The sequence below is a fragment of the Bacillus sp. FSL W8-0645 genome (genome assembly GCF_038007905.1).
GTDB classification, from domain to species: Bacteria; Bacillota; Bacilli; order Bacillales; family Bacillaceae; genus Bacillus; species Bacillus pumilus.
The window spans coordinates 1,453,451-1,468,323 of record NZ_JBBOYC010000001.1; the positions used below are offsets into that span (position 1 = coordinate 1,453,451).

The following is a 14,873-nucleotide window of genomic DNA, read 5'->3' on the forward strand; positions in this document are numbered from 1 at the left end:
CTTTCACTTGTCATTAAAACTCTCCTTTGGTACAGTAATGAAGTATAAATTAAGAGGAGGACATACATACATGAAACAAATGGACGCTAATGAAATTATTTCATTTATTCAAAATAGCACAAAATCAACACCTGTCAAAGTCTACATTAAAGGTGATTTAGAAGGTATTGAGTTTGGTGAACATGCAAAAACGTTCATCACAGGAAACACTGGAGTTGTTTTCGGTGAGTGGAGCGACATTCAAGAAGTGCTAGAAACGAACAAAGACAAAATTGAAGATGTTGTCGTGGAAAATGACCGCCGCAACTCTGCAATCCCGATGTTAGATTTAAAGAACATTAAAGCACGTATTGAGCCAGGTGCGATCATTCGTGACCAAGTTGAAATCGGTGATAATGCAGTCATCATGATGGGGGCTTCTATTAATATCGGTTCTGTGATCGGCGAAGGTACGATGATTGACATGAACGTGGTGCTTGGCGGCCGTGCGACAGTAGGTAAGAACTGTCATATCGGTGCTGGATCTGTTCTTGCAGGTGTCATTGAGCCGCCGTCTGCTAAACCAGTTGTCGTAGAAGATGAAGTTGTCATCGGTGCGAACGCTGTTGTTCTAGAAGGTGTGACAATTGGTAAAGGTGCAGTCGTAGCTGCTGGTGCGATCGTTGTGAACGATGTAGAGCCTTACACAGTTGTAGCAGGTACACCTGCAAAGAAAATCAAAGACATTGATGAAAAAACAAAAGGTAAAACAGAAATTAAACAAGAACTGCGTCAGCTTTAATTCAAATAATTCGCAGCTGAAGACATAGACGTGGATGATATATCCACGTCTTATTCGTATAGAGGAAAGGAAGCGAGTTCACTTGTTAAATCGTGAGCAATTGATATCCATTCGAAGAGATTTACATCAAATCCCTGAGCTTGGTTTTAAGGAATTCAAAACACAAGCGTACCTCATCAATCATCTTGGTGCTTATTCAAAAGATCGAGTTGAGATAGAAACTTGGCGAACTGGACTTTTTGTCAAAGTAAAGGGAACAAATCCTGAGCGCGTATTTGCTTATCGTGCAGATATGGACGGTCTGTCTATTCCTGAGGACACTGGGTATCCATTTCAATCAGTACATGAAGGGAAGATGCATGCGTGTGGACATGACCTTCATATGACCATCGCACTTGGGGTCATTGATCATTTCGTTCATGAGCCTATCAAAGAAGATCTATTATTTATGTTCCAGCCGGCAGAAGAAGGTCCAGGCGGAGCTGAACCGATGCTTACAAGTGATGTGCTGAAAAAGTGGACGCCAGATTTTATTACAGCGCTGCATATTGCACCTGAGTATCCTGTCGGAACGATAGCCACAAAGCCAGGGCTGCTTTTTGCCAATACGAGTGAGCTAGTAATTGATATTGAAGGAAAAGGCGGGCACGCTGCTTACCCTCATTTAGCGAATGATATGGTTGTGGCTGCGAGTGCACTTGTAGGTCAGCTGCAATCGGTTATTTCTCGTAATGTCGATCCTCTTGATAGTGCGGTCATTACGGTTGGCACGATTACAGGAGGAACGGCTCAAAATATCATTGCGCAGCATGCGAAGCTTGATGGCACCATTCGTACACTTTCACCAGAATCTATGGAAAAAGTGAGAAAGCGAATTGAAGCACTAGCAAAAGGGATTGAAATTGGCTACGAATGCAAGGCAACCGTGCGATATCCATCATCTTATTACGAAGTGGACAATTCAAAGGAACTGACAGAGGAATTCATGTCATATATTGCCGGAGAAGGGCTTGCGAATGTGGTTGAATGCAGAGAAGCCATGACAGGAGAAGATTTTGGCTACATGCTGAAAAAATACCCTGGATTCATGTTTTGGTTAGGGGTCGATTCAGAATATGGCCTGCATCATGCAAAACTCATGCCTGATGAAAAAGCGATTGAAACAGCTGTAAACGTTATGACAGCTTATTTCAAAAAGCAAGCAGGGGAATGAATAATCAAGCTGCCTCCTGTACACCTTATGAACAGGAGGTGTTCTTGATTATGACAAGAATTGGTGTAGAACCATCTTTATCCGATGTAGAAGAATTACTGAAGCAAAAAGGATATGACGTCGTACGTATTCAAAATGAACAGCAAATGGATCAGTGTGATTGCTATGTTGTCACAGGACTAGATTCAAATGTTCTTGGCATCTCAGACACAACGACAAAAGCATCTGTGATTACCGCGTCAGGTATGACGGCTGATGAAATTTGTCAAGAAGTAGAACAGCGTGTTCAATAAAACTAACAAGAAAAAGAACCGGTAGATGATCTAGACTAACCTAGTCAAAAGGGACATAAAAAAACACCCTTCAAGTGATACACTTAAACTAAGTGCTAATTTGGAGGGTATTTTTTATGAAAAAAAACAAATATTCAGCTGAAATAAAATGGGCGGTTGTGAAAGATAAATTAAGCGGGCAGTTTACCAATCAACAAATTATGGATAAATATCATATAAAGAATGTATCTCAGATTAAAACATGGATGAAGTGGTATCGAGGAAATCAGTTACATCGATTCGATCAGCCAATTGGAAAACAATATAGCTTTGGGCATGGACCTGACAATGTATCCAAAGAGGAAAAAGTGAATAGGCAGGTTGAACACCTTAAGATGGAGAATGAAATTCTAAAAAAATATTTGGAGATCGTAGAGGAGTTGAAAAGGGAGTAGCCTTGTATTTGATCAAGAGACTACGGAAGAAATATACAGTAACGTCTATCTTAAGTATTTTGCAGGTCGCCAGATCGACCTATTATCGTTGGGTATCCGAAGGAATACGTAAAAAATCACAAGTCGAGAAGGCTGTTATTTCCTTATGTACCGAAACGTCGTTCCGGTACGGCCACCGTAAGATTCGAAAGCTACTTCAGCGTCAATATGATATCAAACGAAACCGAAATACTGTACAGCGCATCATGCAAAAATACCATCTTCAATGTCGTGTGAAGCGTAAAAGGAAATGGAAATCACAAGGGGAATCTGTCATCATTGCCCCAAATATATTAAATCGAAACTTCACTGCAATACACCCGAATTTAAAATGGGTAACAGATATTACTTATATTCAGTATGGACCGAGAACGCTCTACCTTTCGACCATTATGGATTTATACAACAACGAAGTTGTAGCCTATACCCTAGATGATCACCAACAGACATCACTCATATTGAACACATTGAAGGCAGCTTTAGAGAAAAGGAATTTGCCTAAAGGTGTACTTGTGCATTCAGATCAAGGAAGTGTATACAGTTCGTATGCATATCAAAAGGAACTGGGGGCAAGGAACCTCACAAGCAGTATGTCCAGACGAGGTAACTGTTGGGATAACGCAGTGATTGAATCATTCCATTCCAGCTTAAAATCGGAGGAATTTATGTTTACAAAATTCAATTCTATATCAGAAAAAGATGTCAGGCAACGAATCGACCGTTACATCAAGTATTATAATGAAGAGCGTATCCAAGAAAAATTAGGCTACCACGCACCAAAAACATTTGGTAGCATGTCAGCCTAATAAGGGTGTTTTATTCGTGTCTCATTCTGCTATGTCAGTCTATTCATCCCGGTTCTTTTTGCTCTTTTTCTATATCGAGAACTTCTTTCATTTTTTTGCGCAAGATTCGTTCTACCCGCCATTGCTCCATTGTTTCGGTTTTTGCAATGATGCGCAGTACAAGGGAAGAGGATCCGAACGCCTCCACGCCGACAACTTGAGGTCCTTCGATAATTTGAGGAATGTCCTCCCGCACTTCATCACACGCAGCTTGAAGAGCTGTGATCATTTGATCCACATTCTCTTCTGGAGATAGCTCGATATCGACGAGTGCCTGCATAGTCCCTCTTGAATGATTGCTCACGTTCAATATGCTTCGATTTGGAATAAAATGAAGGGTGCCGTCAAAGCTTCGAAGCTGCGTGGTTCTAAGTCCAATTTGTTCTACGATCCCATCAAAGCCAGCAACTGTTATATATTCTCCCACATCGAATTGTTTCTCTAATAAGATAAAGAATCCTGTCACAATATCACTCACTAGCCCTTGAGCGCCAAAGCCGATTGCAAGCCCCACAACGCCTGCCCCAGCTAATAAAGCGGTTGGGTTATAATGAAATAAGTCGAGGATCATGACCACTAGAATAAAAATCAATAAGTAGGCGAAAATATTTAACGTAAGACTTTGCAGCGTTTGAGCTCTTGATAAAGAGACATCATGCTTTTCAGAGAATGTGGAATAGGCACGCTTAATCATCTTATTTCCGATGGCTCTAATGATAAAATAAATCGCGAAAATAGCGATTAGTTTTAGCAAAATCACACTGCTATTGAGGATAATAGAAACCCAATCTACTTGTTCAAATGCTTTCATGATCTTCAAAACCTTTCTATGTATGCTCTAATAGAGAAGCTAATCATTTGTTCCCTTCTGCAAGACATGTTAAACTTTTGTTAAGTGGAGTAAGAGATTGTGACAAAACGTTAATTAAATTTATTATTAATTAATATTGACTAAAAACCGCTTAAGTATTATAATTGTAATTGTGAAGTTATTAACTAAATGAGAATTTCAACTTTTGATTCTCATTTTATATGCAGCTTAGAAGTCTGTATAAAGATATTATTTTTGGAGGGATTTACATATGGCAGAGCGTTTTGTAGGAAAACAAGCTCCACGTTTTGAAATGGAAGCAGTACTTGCTAACAAGGAATTTGGTAAAGTGAGTCTAGAAGAAAACATGAAGAATGACAAATGGACAGTTCTTTTCTTCTACCCAATGGATTTCACATTTGTTTGCCCAACTGAAATTACAGCAATGAGCGATCGTTATGATGAGTTCGAAGATTTAGATGCTGAAATTATTGGTGTATCTACTGATACAATCCATACGCATCTTGCTTGGATCAACACAGACCGTAAAGACAATGGTCTAGGTGAATTGAAATATCCGCTAGCTGCTGACACAAACCACACAGTATCTAGAGAATACGGCGTTTTAATTGAAGAAGAAGGAATTGCACTTCGCGGTCTATTCATTATCAACCCAGAAGGCGAACTTCAATATCAAACAGTATTCCACAACAATATCGGTCGTGATGTAGATGAGACATTACGTGTTCTTCAAGCATTACAAACTGGTGGACTTTGCCCAGCGAACTGGAAGCCTGGTCAAAAAACACTTTAATTGATAGCTGAAGAAACAGAAGGGTCTAACTAATGTTAGACCTTTTTGTTTCGACACATACAATGGATGGAGGCGCTTCATAATGAAATTACGTCAACCAATGCCAGAACTAACTGGTGCAAAAGAATGGTTAAATGGAGAAGTAACAAAAGAAGATCTGATTGGTGAGAAACCAACATTGATTCATTTCTGGTCAGTCAGCTGTCATCTTTGTAAAGAGGCAATGCCTCAAGTCAATCAATTCCGTGATGAATACAAGGATCAACTAAACGTGATAGCCGTTCATATGCCGCGTTCAGAGGATGACCTAGATCTGGATAAGATCAAGGAAGTTGCGAAAGAGCATGAAATCACGCAGCCAATTTTTGTGGACAGTGATCATAAATTAACAGAAGCCTTTGAAAATGAATATGTACCAGCATATTATGTATTTGATAAAACAGGTGCTCTGCGCCACTTCCAAGCTGGCGGAAGCGGAATGAAAATGCTTGAGAAACGTGTCAATCGAGTGCTTTCTGAGTCTGAAAAGGCTGCAGAATAGGCTTTCCCCCATAAATGGGGGTTTTTTCATGGACAAAAATAGGCGACCTATTGCACGGAATGGACTTCGCCTTCCTAAGAAAAGAGAAATTGAGGGAGTTTATAAAAAAATATTCCTGAAACAAAAAGGTATAACGACCTATTTACATTTTTGTTTTGAAATGAAAATGTAAAGATTTTAACTTTTTACTATTCAGAACGTTTTTGCACAAAAGAAATTTCAGTTTGGTAAATAACGATGTAAATCAAGTAGTATAAGTGTTTATTCAAATTTTTTACAATATTTTAAGGTTTGTCAAAAGCCTTTAGTGGCAATGAAATGGATGCCGATTGTTCCTCTTTGGCAAAATTTTAGTTGAAAATACCTATCTGATAACAAACTGTAAAATGATAAAAAAATAGTTGATAAAATTAGTTTTCTAATCTAATATTTACTATAGAATATTTTTTATATGATGAGGGGGAAATCCATTGTTTAATGAGAGGGAAGCGTTACGATTACGATTGGAACAATTAAACGAAGCAGAAGTAAAGGTCATCCGTGAATATCAAATTGAGCGAGATGCGATTTATGCAAAATTAAGAGAATTAGACCGTCAAGGAACAGGTCTAGTGTCAGATACAAAAAAAGAAGTGCGTACAGAAAGAAAAACGGATTCACTGCCTGTATTAGCTGAACTGGCTGCACAAGAAATGAGAAGCTACCAGCCGCCTGCACAATCACAATCAAATTCTGCATCAACTTTAGGAACAGGACAGCTAACCGGTGCACCTGTAGGTATTCCTGAAGGATCTACAAGACGCAGAAGAGGCACAGCTCGCCCTGGTTCAAAGGCAGCTAAGCTTCGTGAAGCTGCGATTAAAACGTTAAAGCGTCATAATGCAGCGATTAAAAGCTCTGAACTTCAAAAAGAAATTGAAAAAGAGAGCGGTCTTGAAATTCCCAATATGACAACGTTTATGCAAAGCTTAATTAAAATGTATCCTGAAGTGAAAAAGCCATATCGCGGACAGTATATTTTAGAAGGCGATATTCAAACAGAAGACGAATAAATAAAAAAGAAACTGCTGACGAAAAGGGGACTGACCCCCGTTTTTGAGACAGGGATCAAAACACCTTTATACAGCCAATTGCCGATAGTTTATCGGTGATTGGTTGTTTAGTTTCGTTTGAATACGAATGTTGTTATAATAATAAATGTATTCTTTGACAGTGCGTTCTACGATGCTGGTCGTAGTGCGGTCAATCCTGTTAAGATAGAACGTTTCAGACTTTAGTGAGGAATGAAACGATTCGATGGAGGCATTATCAGCGGGCGTCCCTTTACGGGACATGCTCATGGTAATGCCTTTTATATGAACAGCTTTCTGATACTCGTAAGATGTATACACAGAACCTTGATCGCTATGTAACACGCAATTCTCAGGCAGTGCTGGGAGCTGATTAAGTGTGTTTAAGATAAAGTCTGTGTCCTGCTTATCACCAATCGTAAAAGCAATCACTTCTCCATTATATAAATCCAATATACTGGAAAGGTACAATTGTTTCTGTCCATAAGGCAAATACGTGATGTCCGTTACTAGTTTTTCAAGAGGGCGATCAGACTGAAAGTTCCGATCCAGTATATTACCGGCCACGGCATAGGGCTGCCCATTCTTCTTACGCTTTTTCATTTTAACCCGGCATTGCCACTGGTTTTTCTGCATGATACGTTGAACAGTTTTATGGTTAATACGCATTCTCCTTTTTAGTATGGCTGTGATTTTTCGATAACCATATCGATATTTGTGCTTTCGGCACAACGTGCCGACCTATTTCTCTAGTTGTCTTTTAGAATGATTCTGAGTCAACTCCTTTTTCCATCTATAATACGAAGTACGTAAGATGCCTAAATGGACACAGATGTCCTGTACCGTCATCGTTTTGCACAATTCTTCTACCAGTTTGATTGACGTTTCCTTATCAACTTCCTTTCCAATTCGTTGTACTTTTTTAAAACTTCATTCTGTTGACTCAAATAGCGATTTTCTGCCTGCAGTCTCTCTAATTCGGAAGAGTACTCGGGACCCTTTCCGTAGGTATATTGTTTTCCAACAGGCTGTTCGAACCGGTGTGTATCCCCAGCCTTATGCCACCTCACCCATGTCTGAACCTGCGTCTTATTCTTGATATTCAATTTCTGCATGATCTCTTTCATAGGTACGCCTGCCAATCTCATTTCTACAGCCTTCTGTTTGACTTCAACCGGATAACTCACTCTTGTCCCCATAGAAAAAACACCTCCATGTTTTATTTCGGATCACAACGATCCATTTTCAAACTTGAAGGTGTTTTTTATTTGTCTCATCTTATGGGGTCAGTTCCAAGCCAGCAGTTTTTTTATTGCGAGCATTACTTTTTTTGATCAACTGTATAGACAATTTTTCGTTCCTTTGACAGGTGATCACGCTGTTTTTTGAAGCCTTCAATCTTCACTGTCATGACTTCTCCATTTTGCTGCACCGCATCGACTTGTGCTTGGAGTGTTTGAACTTGTTCGTTCAGCTTTTTCAAGATGGGTTCGATTTCTTCCGTTGTTTGCAGGAGGCTGTCTCGAGAGAATGGTTGTGAATTTGTTTGGGCTGACTGGTCAATATCAGCAAAATGAGATGCGATCCATTCCTCACTTTCTGCTAACTGCTTTTGATAGCTTGTGAGCGTTTCATAAAAAATCGCTTCCTTTGCTTTTTCGATTTGCAGTAATTTCTCTTGTGTTTCAAAAAAACGCTCCTGCAGGTGTTTAACGCCTTCCTGTAATAGATTGAGCTCTGCGTTTTTATCACCTAATGTTTGCTGCAGTTTCTCAATCACAGCGGATAAAGTATTTCCTTTTTTCTCCTCTTTTGCAAGCCGTTTATCTTGATCCTGCATCCGTTCATTTAATTGTTGAGAGATTTCTTTATATTTGACTACTTTTAAATGCAGCCGGTGTTTTTCTTCCGTTTCTTTCCTTCTATGAAAGGTTTCTTTTTGGAGCATTTCATGAAGAAGGACTATTTTATGTAATAATTCAGATTTGCTGTAGGAAAGATCCTGTATTTTTGAGGCTGCATCGTCTTGATCAATGGTCATTTCATCCAATTGTTGTTTTAATTGCGTGTAATCCTTTTTCATCTCGTGATATTCTTGAGTTAACTTCTTATTTTTAGCATACGTATATGAGGACTGTAAATCAGAGATCATTTGTTGATATTTGGCTGTTTCCGCTTTTAAGTATAAATTCTCTTGAGATAGGTCATGGAATAGTGGAGAAGCATGGCGCCTTTTCATCGATAGACCCTCCTTATTCATGTTACCAATAAAGTATGCGAGATGAGTGCGATTAGAACAACCATATCAAAGGAGGGTGAGCGGATGGACGTAGTCAATGTCATTTTAGCTGGAGGAGCATCCAGACGTTTTGGAGAGCCAAAGGCAAGTTATATGTATCAAGGAAAACCACTATATGAGCATGTGAAAAAGCAGCTTTTGAAAGGACAGACAGTTATCATCAGCCATCCATCACTTCTGACTTTTTTTAAAGAAAGAGGTGAACGAGATGTGTGGTTGGATGATGATCAGGTTCGCGGATGCGGGCCGCTTGCCGGCATGTATACGGCGATGCAAAAGCAAGAAGCAGCATGGTATTTAATGACGGCATGTGACATGCCTTTCGTGCGGAGGGAGACAGCCGAAGCATTATCGTCCTATTGCAGCGATCACACAGATGCTATCATCCCGCTTGTTCAGGGCAGATTACAGCCTTTATTTGCGCTTTATCACCGCCGCTGTCTGCCGTCCATTGATGCGTGTTTAAAAGAGAATCAATTAGCCATGAAAGAGTTGCTTCAAAGGCTTAAGGTGCGTATCGTCCCAGAGGAGGAACTGAACGCAACACCAAATGAATTTCGAAATATCAATAAAAGAAGCGATTTACCTGAAAACGGTATGATATGATACATAAAAATGGTGAGGAGAGAACAGCATTGAATGACCGATATTCAAGACAAATCTTGTTCCCTCCGGTTGGGGAAAAGGGTCAGCGTGCGCTTGCTGACAGTCATGTTCTAATTGTTGGAGCGGGTGCACTTGGAACGGCCTCTGCGGAAGGGCTTGTCCGGTCTGGGATCGGCAAGTTGACGATTGTTGATCGTGATTATGTAGAGTTTTCAAATTTACAGCGGCAGCAGCTGTACACAGAAGATGATGCAAAGGCACATGTGCCGAAAGCAGCTGCGGCAAAAAAACGTCTCCAAGAGATCAATCATGAAGTGACCATACACGCCCTGATTGAAGATGCAGGGGTGGAGCTGTTAAGACCGTTATTTCAAAGCGCAAATATTGTCATTGATGCGACGGATAATTTTGAGACGAGAATGGTTATGAACGATTTATCGCAGGAAACGAAGACGCCGTGGATATATGGCGCTTGTGTGAGCAGTCAGGGGATGTATATGACCATTTTGCCGGATAAAACGCCGTGTTTATCGTGTGTCTTTACAGAACTGCCTGTTGGCGGCTTGACGTGTGATACAGCGGGGATTATTTCTCCAGCAGTTCAGATGGTTTCTGCTTATCAGCAAACAGAGGCGCTAAAGTATTTAACAGGACATGAAGATCAAATCGAACGGAAATTTGTCACATTTGATCTTTGGCAGGCGACATCGTTTAAAATGGATTTGTCTCTTACTAAGCAGAAGGACTGTCCATCTTGCGGCAAAGATAGAACCTATCCTTATTTACACGAGCAGCGTAAAAAAACGACGATTCTTTGCGGGCGGGATACCGTCCAAGTCGTATCTAAGGATTTAGCTAATCTATCATTTCAGCATGTGAAAGAGCGGCTGTCATCTATTTGTGAGGTGGAAGTGAATGACTTCTTAATCCATGTCCGCTATGAATCTTATCGTATTGTCTTTTTCAAAGGTGGACGTGCATTAATCCATGGGACAAATGATGAAAAAGCAGCCAATTCATTACTAGCAAAACTGCTAGGGATATAGGAGTGAAGTGTGATGGAAAGACGTCAGCCAATTCCAGTACAAGAAGCCATTCAAAAAGTCCATCAATATGAAAAGCATGGAGAAGCAGAATGGGTGCCCTTAAGAAATAGCCTTGAAAGGTTCATTGCAGAAGACATTTTGGCAGATCATGATGTGCCTGCATTTGATCGGTCCCCGTATGATGGTTTTGCACTTCGGGCAGAAGATACAAAAGAAGCGTCAAGCGAGCATCCGGTTGAATTTGAGATCATTGATCATATTGGGGCAGGAGTGGTCTCAGCAAAAACCATCGGTCCCTTTCAAGCCATTCGTATCATGACAGGAGCAAAAATCCCGAATGGAGCAAATGTCGTCATCATGCTTGAGCTGACTAAAACCTTTGAAAAAGATGGAAAATCATACATGTCACTTAAAAGACCGCTGAAAAAAGGGGACAATATTTCTCGTCAAGGAGAAGAGGTACTTGAAGGGAATGTGATGCTCAAAAAAGGAACCAAAGTAACTCCGGGCGTTACGGCCTTATTGGCGACATTCGGATATGCGGTAGTTCCAGTTGTCAAAAAGCCAGTGATCGGCATCATCTCAACAGGTACAGAGCTTCTTCAAGTGAGTGATGCGATGGTGGACGGGAAGATTAGAAACAGTAACCTTAGTATGGTTTATGCCCAGATCCTTAAGGCTGGGGGAGAGCCGCTTGATTTAGGCGGTGTGTCCGATGAATTTGACAAAAGCTATCATGCAGTCAAAGCAGCCTTAAGCAAGGTAGACTTCTTAATTACAACAGGCGGAGTTTCTGTAGGTGATTTTGACTTTCTCCCCGCAATTTATGAAAAGCTGGGAGCTCAGGTGCTATTTAATAAAGTGGCCATGAGACCCGGCAGTGTGACGACGGTTGCTGTGATGCCAAATGGTCAACTGCTGTTTGGCCTGTCTGGAAATCCTGCTGCCTGTTTCGTTGGCTTTGAATTATTTGTGAAACCGATGATCTATAAATGGTCTTTCAAGACACAGTCGTTACCCGATTTTGCTGAGGCGAAGCTGACACACGATTTCCCAAAAGCCAATCCGTTTACTCGATTTGTTAGAGCGGCACTTGAGTTCACTGGCAGTCAGCTCAGTGTGACCCCAACAGGTCTCGATAAATCAAGTGCTGTGACCTCAATAGCAGAGGCTAACTGTTTCATTGTGCTGCCAGGTGGAACAAGAGGTTTTAAGGCTGGTGATCAGGTGCATGTTCTGCTGTTTCAGCACGAAGGCGAGGGTTCCCCATGCTGGATGACACATTAAGCATATTACAGGTGGTCGGTTATCAAAACAGCGGAAAGACGTCGTTGATTGAAAAGCTCTGTCAGCTGGCTGTAATTGATGAGCTGAAGCTAGGCTGTTTTAAACACCATGGACATGGCGGTAAACCAGATCGTCTTTTGAAAGAAAAAGACACCGATCGATATGTCGGGGCAGGTGCATTTGCCGCTGGCGTAGAAGGAGAGGGTGAATTTCACTTTTCAATGCAGCACATCACGTTAAAGCAATTGCTCAAAATGTGTAAGTATCTTCCATTAGACGCGGTCTTGATAGAAGGGTATAAACAGGCACCATACCGTAAAATCGTTTGTGTGAAGAATGAAGAGGAGCTCATTGATCTTTCAACACTTTCCGATATACAAGCAGCTATTTATTTTTCTCAAGAGTTTCAGTTAGCCAAAAATTACTCTTTTCCAGTGTTTTCAGCCTTTGAAAAGGATGCGCATACATTTTGTTATAACTTATTGAAGGGAGGTGGCTCTATTTGAGTGAACTTTTTAAAATAACAAAAGTGCCGATTGATGTGAATGAATTGATTCAGCATGTGACAAGGCGGAAGGCAGGGGCCATTACGACGTTTATCGGGACGGTCAGAGAGTGGACAAACGGTAAGAAAACGTTGTGCTTAACTTATGAAGCTTACATACCAATGGCTGAAAGCATGCTAAGTCAAATTGGACAAGAAATCAAGAAACGATGGCCTGATACTGAAGCAGCCATTGTGCACCGGATCGGGACACTTGATATAACGGATATTGCTGTTGCGATAGCCGTTTCATCTCCTCATAGGAAGGTTGCATACGAAGCGAACGAATATGCCATTGAGCGAATTAAGGAAATCGTTCCGATTTGGAAAAAAGAATATTGGGAAGACGGGGAAGCCTGGATAGGTGATCAGCTTGAAAAAGTTTCATATCCAGAGGGGAAACCTAGCGATCTTCAACTTGCAAAGAAAGAAGGTGATCAGCTTGATTAGTGTATTATTGTTCGCCGGCCTTGCTGAGAAGGCCGGTAAACAACAAATCATCATTCAAAAAGATCAAACAACGGTTGATGAGATTAAATTAGAATTACAGGAGGTATACGGTGTTGATGCTGCACAAAATGTGATGGTTGCAGTCAACGAACTATATACGAGGGGAAACGCTGAAGTGCGTAGCGGGGACACTGTTGCATTCATTCCTCCTGTAAGCGGTGGATAATAGATATTAGAGGATTTGGTTATGGCCAGCGGCTGTAACCAATTTTTTATGTGTGAAAAGATTGTAGAGGTATTTGGGTGTGATCTTCGTAAATAAAACATCCCCTTCGTGCTTTAGATATGTGAGGATCGAGCTGCTGAATCAGATCATACAATTCACTAATTCGTCTCACATTGAAATCTGTCTGGGCTTGAAGCTGTTCTTTTAATTCTTTTGTGCTCACAATGCTACCCTTTTTCTCTTTAATAATATCTACACATCTGGCAGCGTAGTATATTTTGTCATTAGAGGGTCTGCTTTCTTTCATATCAAGTAATTTGAGCTCATGATAAATCAGTTCTCTTTCCTTTCGAAAGTATTGCCATGCTTCTTGTTCCTTTTCATAAAGTAAAATCAATTGCGTTTTCAATTTTTCTCTTAACATTCACTTGACTCCATTTCCACTATCATTTAACCTACCTCTATTTTACATTATATGAAAAAATAACTTTTGATCAAGTAAAATCATTATATTTTTAATTTTTTAATATGAAAGTATTGTTACTAAAGGCTCATTTGTTCTATAAAAGAAACCATTCGTAGTCCTATAAAGCCGGGATTTGTTGAAATTACTAGGATTATTTTAACAAAAAAATGTTGTGTCTCACGAAGACTATCCAAATTCAAAGGAAAAGGATATTTATTCCGAAAGACATGTGTTTTTTGATAAAATGTTTTTAGGTCAGTAAAACCTCTATTTTTTGATATGAATATGGTCTGGTCATGGTGTCATTTGGAGGTTGTCATTCATGATAATAGAATAATAGATCATTTTTTTCCGCAATGAAAATAAGAAAATCAAATCATCCATCACTTATTGGCAATCTTTTGATAAAATAGAAAGAATAAGAGAGAGCATGTGCGTTTGCATACTTGCATGACATAGAGAGGGTGACATTTGATGAAAGAAAATATGCAAAAGCCTACGATCATTGGAGTGAGCATAAGACCTTCAGAGCACCTGAAAAGAGTATGGGAAAATCCGGTGGTTTGGTGGCCTTTATCCTGTGTACTTCTTTTAACAGTGATTGTCACTTATTTGTCAGAGCTGGTGAATGAAGGAATGTGGGCAGATTTAAGCTTGCCGGTATCGGTCGTTTATGTGGTGACGCTAATTGGTCTACTTCTCGGGCTTGTGATTAATGCTGCAATATATAAGTTCATCGTATTTTTAGCAAAGGGTGATGCATCGTTTCAGCAGCTATTTTCAGCAGTCCTTTTTATTACACCAGTTACGATCGTTGGTACGATTATTTCTCATCTGTCCATCATTCTGTTCCATGTGCCAAAAAACATCACAATCACCTCATTAAATGCACTCATTCAAACGCCTGGTCCATGGCATGCTGTGCTTGCCAATATTGATCTATTTGTGATCTGGAACCTTGTTTTAACAGGCTTTTTATTGATGAAAGTTGGCCAGATATCGCCAAGAATCGCTTGGACCATTATAGGAGTCTTTTATCTCTTATCTATCATTTTTCAATATGTAGGAACTGCAATCACCATATCAGTAAGCTGGGGGTAGAATGTCT

17 protein-coding genes and 1 pseudogene are annotated in these 14,873 nt (G+C 40.2%); 14 read left to right on the plus strand and 4 right to left on the minus strand.

The annotated features are described in order from the left end of the window. Nucleotides 1–70: 70 nt before the first annotated feature. From dapD to NST39_RS07315, 4 genes are all read left to right on the plus strand, one after another. On the plus strand, nt 71–781 hold the full coding sequence (gene dapD, locus NST39_RS07300) for a 2,3,4,5-tetrahydropyridine-2,6-dicarboxylate N-acetyltransferase (protein ID WP_341027681.1): 711 nt from the start codon (nt 71–73) through the stop codon (nt 779–781). 34 nt (nt 782–815) lie between these two features. Next, nucleotides 816–1,994 (plus strand): N-acetyldiaminopimelate deacetylase, encoded by a 1,179-nt coding sequence (locus NST39_RS07305; protein ID WP_341027683.1) that lies wholly within the window; start codon nt 816–818, stop codon nt 1,992–1,994. Nucleotides 1,995–2,044: 50 nt separating this feature from the next. Then, a complete protein-coding gene (locus NST39_RS07310; protein ID WP_003211408.1) occupies nt 2,045–2,287 on the plus strand; it encodes a YkuS family protein in 243 nt (80 codons plus the stop codon). A gap of 116 nt (nt 2,288–2,403) precedes the next feature. Further along, nucleotides 2,404–3,566, plus strand: a protein-coding gene (locus tag NST39_RS07315) for an IS3 family transposase (RefSeq protein ID WP_341027685.1) whose coding sequence is annotated in 2 segments (ribosomal slippage) — nt 2,404–2,689 and nt 2,689–3,566 — 1,164 coding nt in all. Because the reading frame shifts where the segments join, the coding sequence is not laid out codon by codon here. A 43-nt stretch (nt 3,567–3,609) separates the two neighbouring features. Here the strand turns inward: NST39_RS07315 and NST39_RS07320 are convergent. Then, the gene (locus tag NST39_RS07320) at nt 3,610–4,416 is read right to left on the minus strand and encodes a mechanosensitive ion channel family protein (protein WP_341027687.1); all 807 of its coding nucleotides are present in this window, start codon (nt 4,414–4,416) and stop codon (nt 3,610–3,612) included. Nucleotides 4,417–4,687: 271 nt separating this feature from the next. Here NST39_RS07320 and ahpA point away from each other — a divergent pair, with 271 nt between their 5' ends. From ahpA to rok, 3 genes are all read left to right on the plus strand, one after another. Next, nucleotides 4,688–5,230 (plus strand): biofilm-specific peroxidase AhpA, encoded by a 543-nt coding sequence (ahpA, locus tag NST39_RS07325; RefSeq protein WP_003211758.1) that lies wholly within the window; start codon nt 4,688–4,690, stop codon nt 5,228–5,230. 82 nt (nt 5,231–5,312) lie between these two features. Further along, nucleotides 5,313–5,771 carry a TlpA family protein disulfide reductase gene (locus tag NST39_RS07330; RefSeq protein ID WP_050945138.1) on the plus strand — a complete coding sequence of 153 codons (459 nt, stop codon included), beginning with the start codon at nt 5,313–5,315 and terminating at the stop codon, nt 5,769–5,771. Nucleotides 5,772–6,241: 470 nt separating this feature from the next. Next, the gene (rok, locus tag NST39_RS07335) at nt 6,242–6,823 is read left to right on the plus strand and encodes a transcriptional regulator Rok (RefSeq protein WP_268484881.1); all 582 of its coding nucleotides are present in this window, start codon (nt 6,242–6,244) and stop codon (nt 6,821–6,823) included. A gap of 66 nt (nt 6,824–6,889) precedes the next feature. On the opposite strand, the pseudogene NST39_RS07340 reads toward rok, so the two are convergent. Both NST39_RS07340 and NST39_RS07345 read right to left on the minus strand, forming a co-directional pair. Then, a pseudogene (locus NST39_RS07340) lies at nt 6,890–8,040 on the minus strand (IS3 family transposase). Between the two features lie 122 nt (nt 8,041–8,162). Further along, the gene (locus tag NST39_RS07345) at nt 8,163–9,080 is read right to left on the minus strand and encodes a sigmaE regulated sporulation protein (protein WP_341027689.1); all 918 of its coding nucleotides are present in this window, start codon (nt 9,078–9,080) and stop codon (nt 8,163–8,165) included. Nucleotides 9,081–9,164: 84 nt separating this feature from the next. Between NST39_RS07345 and NST39_RS07350 the strand changes: the two genes are divergently transcribed. From NST39_RS07350 to moaD, 6 genes are read left to right on the plus strand one after another with little or no spacing between them, the layout of a single operon-like run. Continuing rightward, the gene (locus NST39_RS07350) at nt 9,165–9,746 is read left to right on the plus strand and encodes a molybdenum cofactor guanylyltransferase (RefSeq protein ID WP_341027690.1); all 582 of its coding nucleotides are present in this window, start codon (nt 9,165–9,167) and stop codon (nt 9,744–9,746) included. A 29-nt stretch (nt 9,747–9,775) separates the two neighbouring features. Continuing rightward, on the plus strand, nt 9,776–10,792 hold the full coding sequence (locus NST39_RS07355) for a thiazole biosynthesis adenylyltransferase ThiF (RefSeq protein ID WP_113767610.1): 1,017 nt from the start codon (nt 9,776–9,778) through the stop codon (nt 10,790–10,792). Between the two features lie 9 nt (nt 10,793–10,801). Further along, the gene (locus NST39_RS07360; protein WP_341027692.1) at nt 10,802–12,079 is read left to right on the plus strand and encodes a molybdopterin molybdotransferase MoeA; all 1,278 of its coding nucleotides are present in this window, start codon (nt 10,802–10,804) and stop codon (nt 12,077–12,079) included. Beyond that, nucleotides 12,061–12,585, plus strand: coding sequence for a molybdopterin-guanine dinucleotide biosynthesis protein B (gene mobB, locus NST39_RS07365; protein ID WP_268484875.1), 525 nt, complete (start codon nt 12,061–12,063; stop codon nt 12,583–12,585). The genes NST39_RS07360 and mobB overlap by 19 nt, the downstream gene beginning before the upstream one ends. Continuing rightward, nucleotides 12,582–13,073, plus strand: coding sequence for a molybdenum cofactor biosynthesis protein MoaE (locus tag NST39_RS07370; RefSeq protein WP_341027693.1), 492 nt, complete (start codon nt 12,582–12,584; stop codon nt 13,071–13,073). The genes mobB and NST39_RS07370 overlap by 4 nt, the downstream gene beginning before the upstream one ends. Beyond that, the gene (moaD, locus tag NST39_RS07375) at nt 13,066–13,299 is read left to right on the plus strand and encodes a molybdopterin converting factor subunit 1 (protein ID WP_065097192.1); all 234 of its coding nucleotides are present in this window, start codon (nt 13,066–13,068) and stop codon (nt 13,297–13,299) included. The genes NST39_RS07370 and moaD overlap by 8 nt, the downstream gene beginning before the upstream one ends. A gap of 46 nt (nt 13,300–13,345) precedes the next feature. Here moaD and NST39_RS07380 read toward each other — a convergent pair whose 3' ends face one another. After that, complete coding sequence (locus NST39_RS07380) at nt 13,346–13,723, minus strand: Rok-like winged helix domain-containing protein (RefSeq protein ID WP_003211488.1); 378 nt, start codon at nt 13,721–13,723, stop codon at nt 13,346–13,348. 516 nt (nt 13,724–14,239) lie between these two features. Between NST39_RS07380 and NST39_RS07385 the strand changes: the two genes are divergently transcribed. Beyond that, complete coding sequence (locus NST39_RS07385; protein ID WP_341027694.1) at nt 14,240–14,866, plus strand: YIP1 family protein; 627 nt, start codon at nt 14,240–14,242, stop codon at nt 14,864–14,866. Nucleotides 14,867–14,873: the final 7 nt, after the last annotated feature.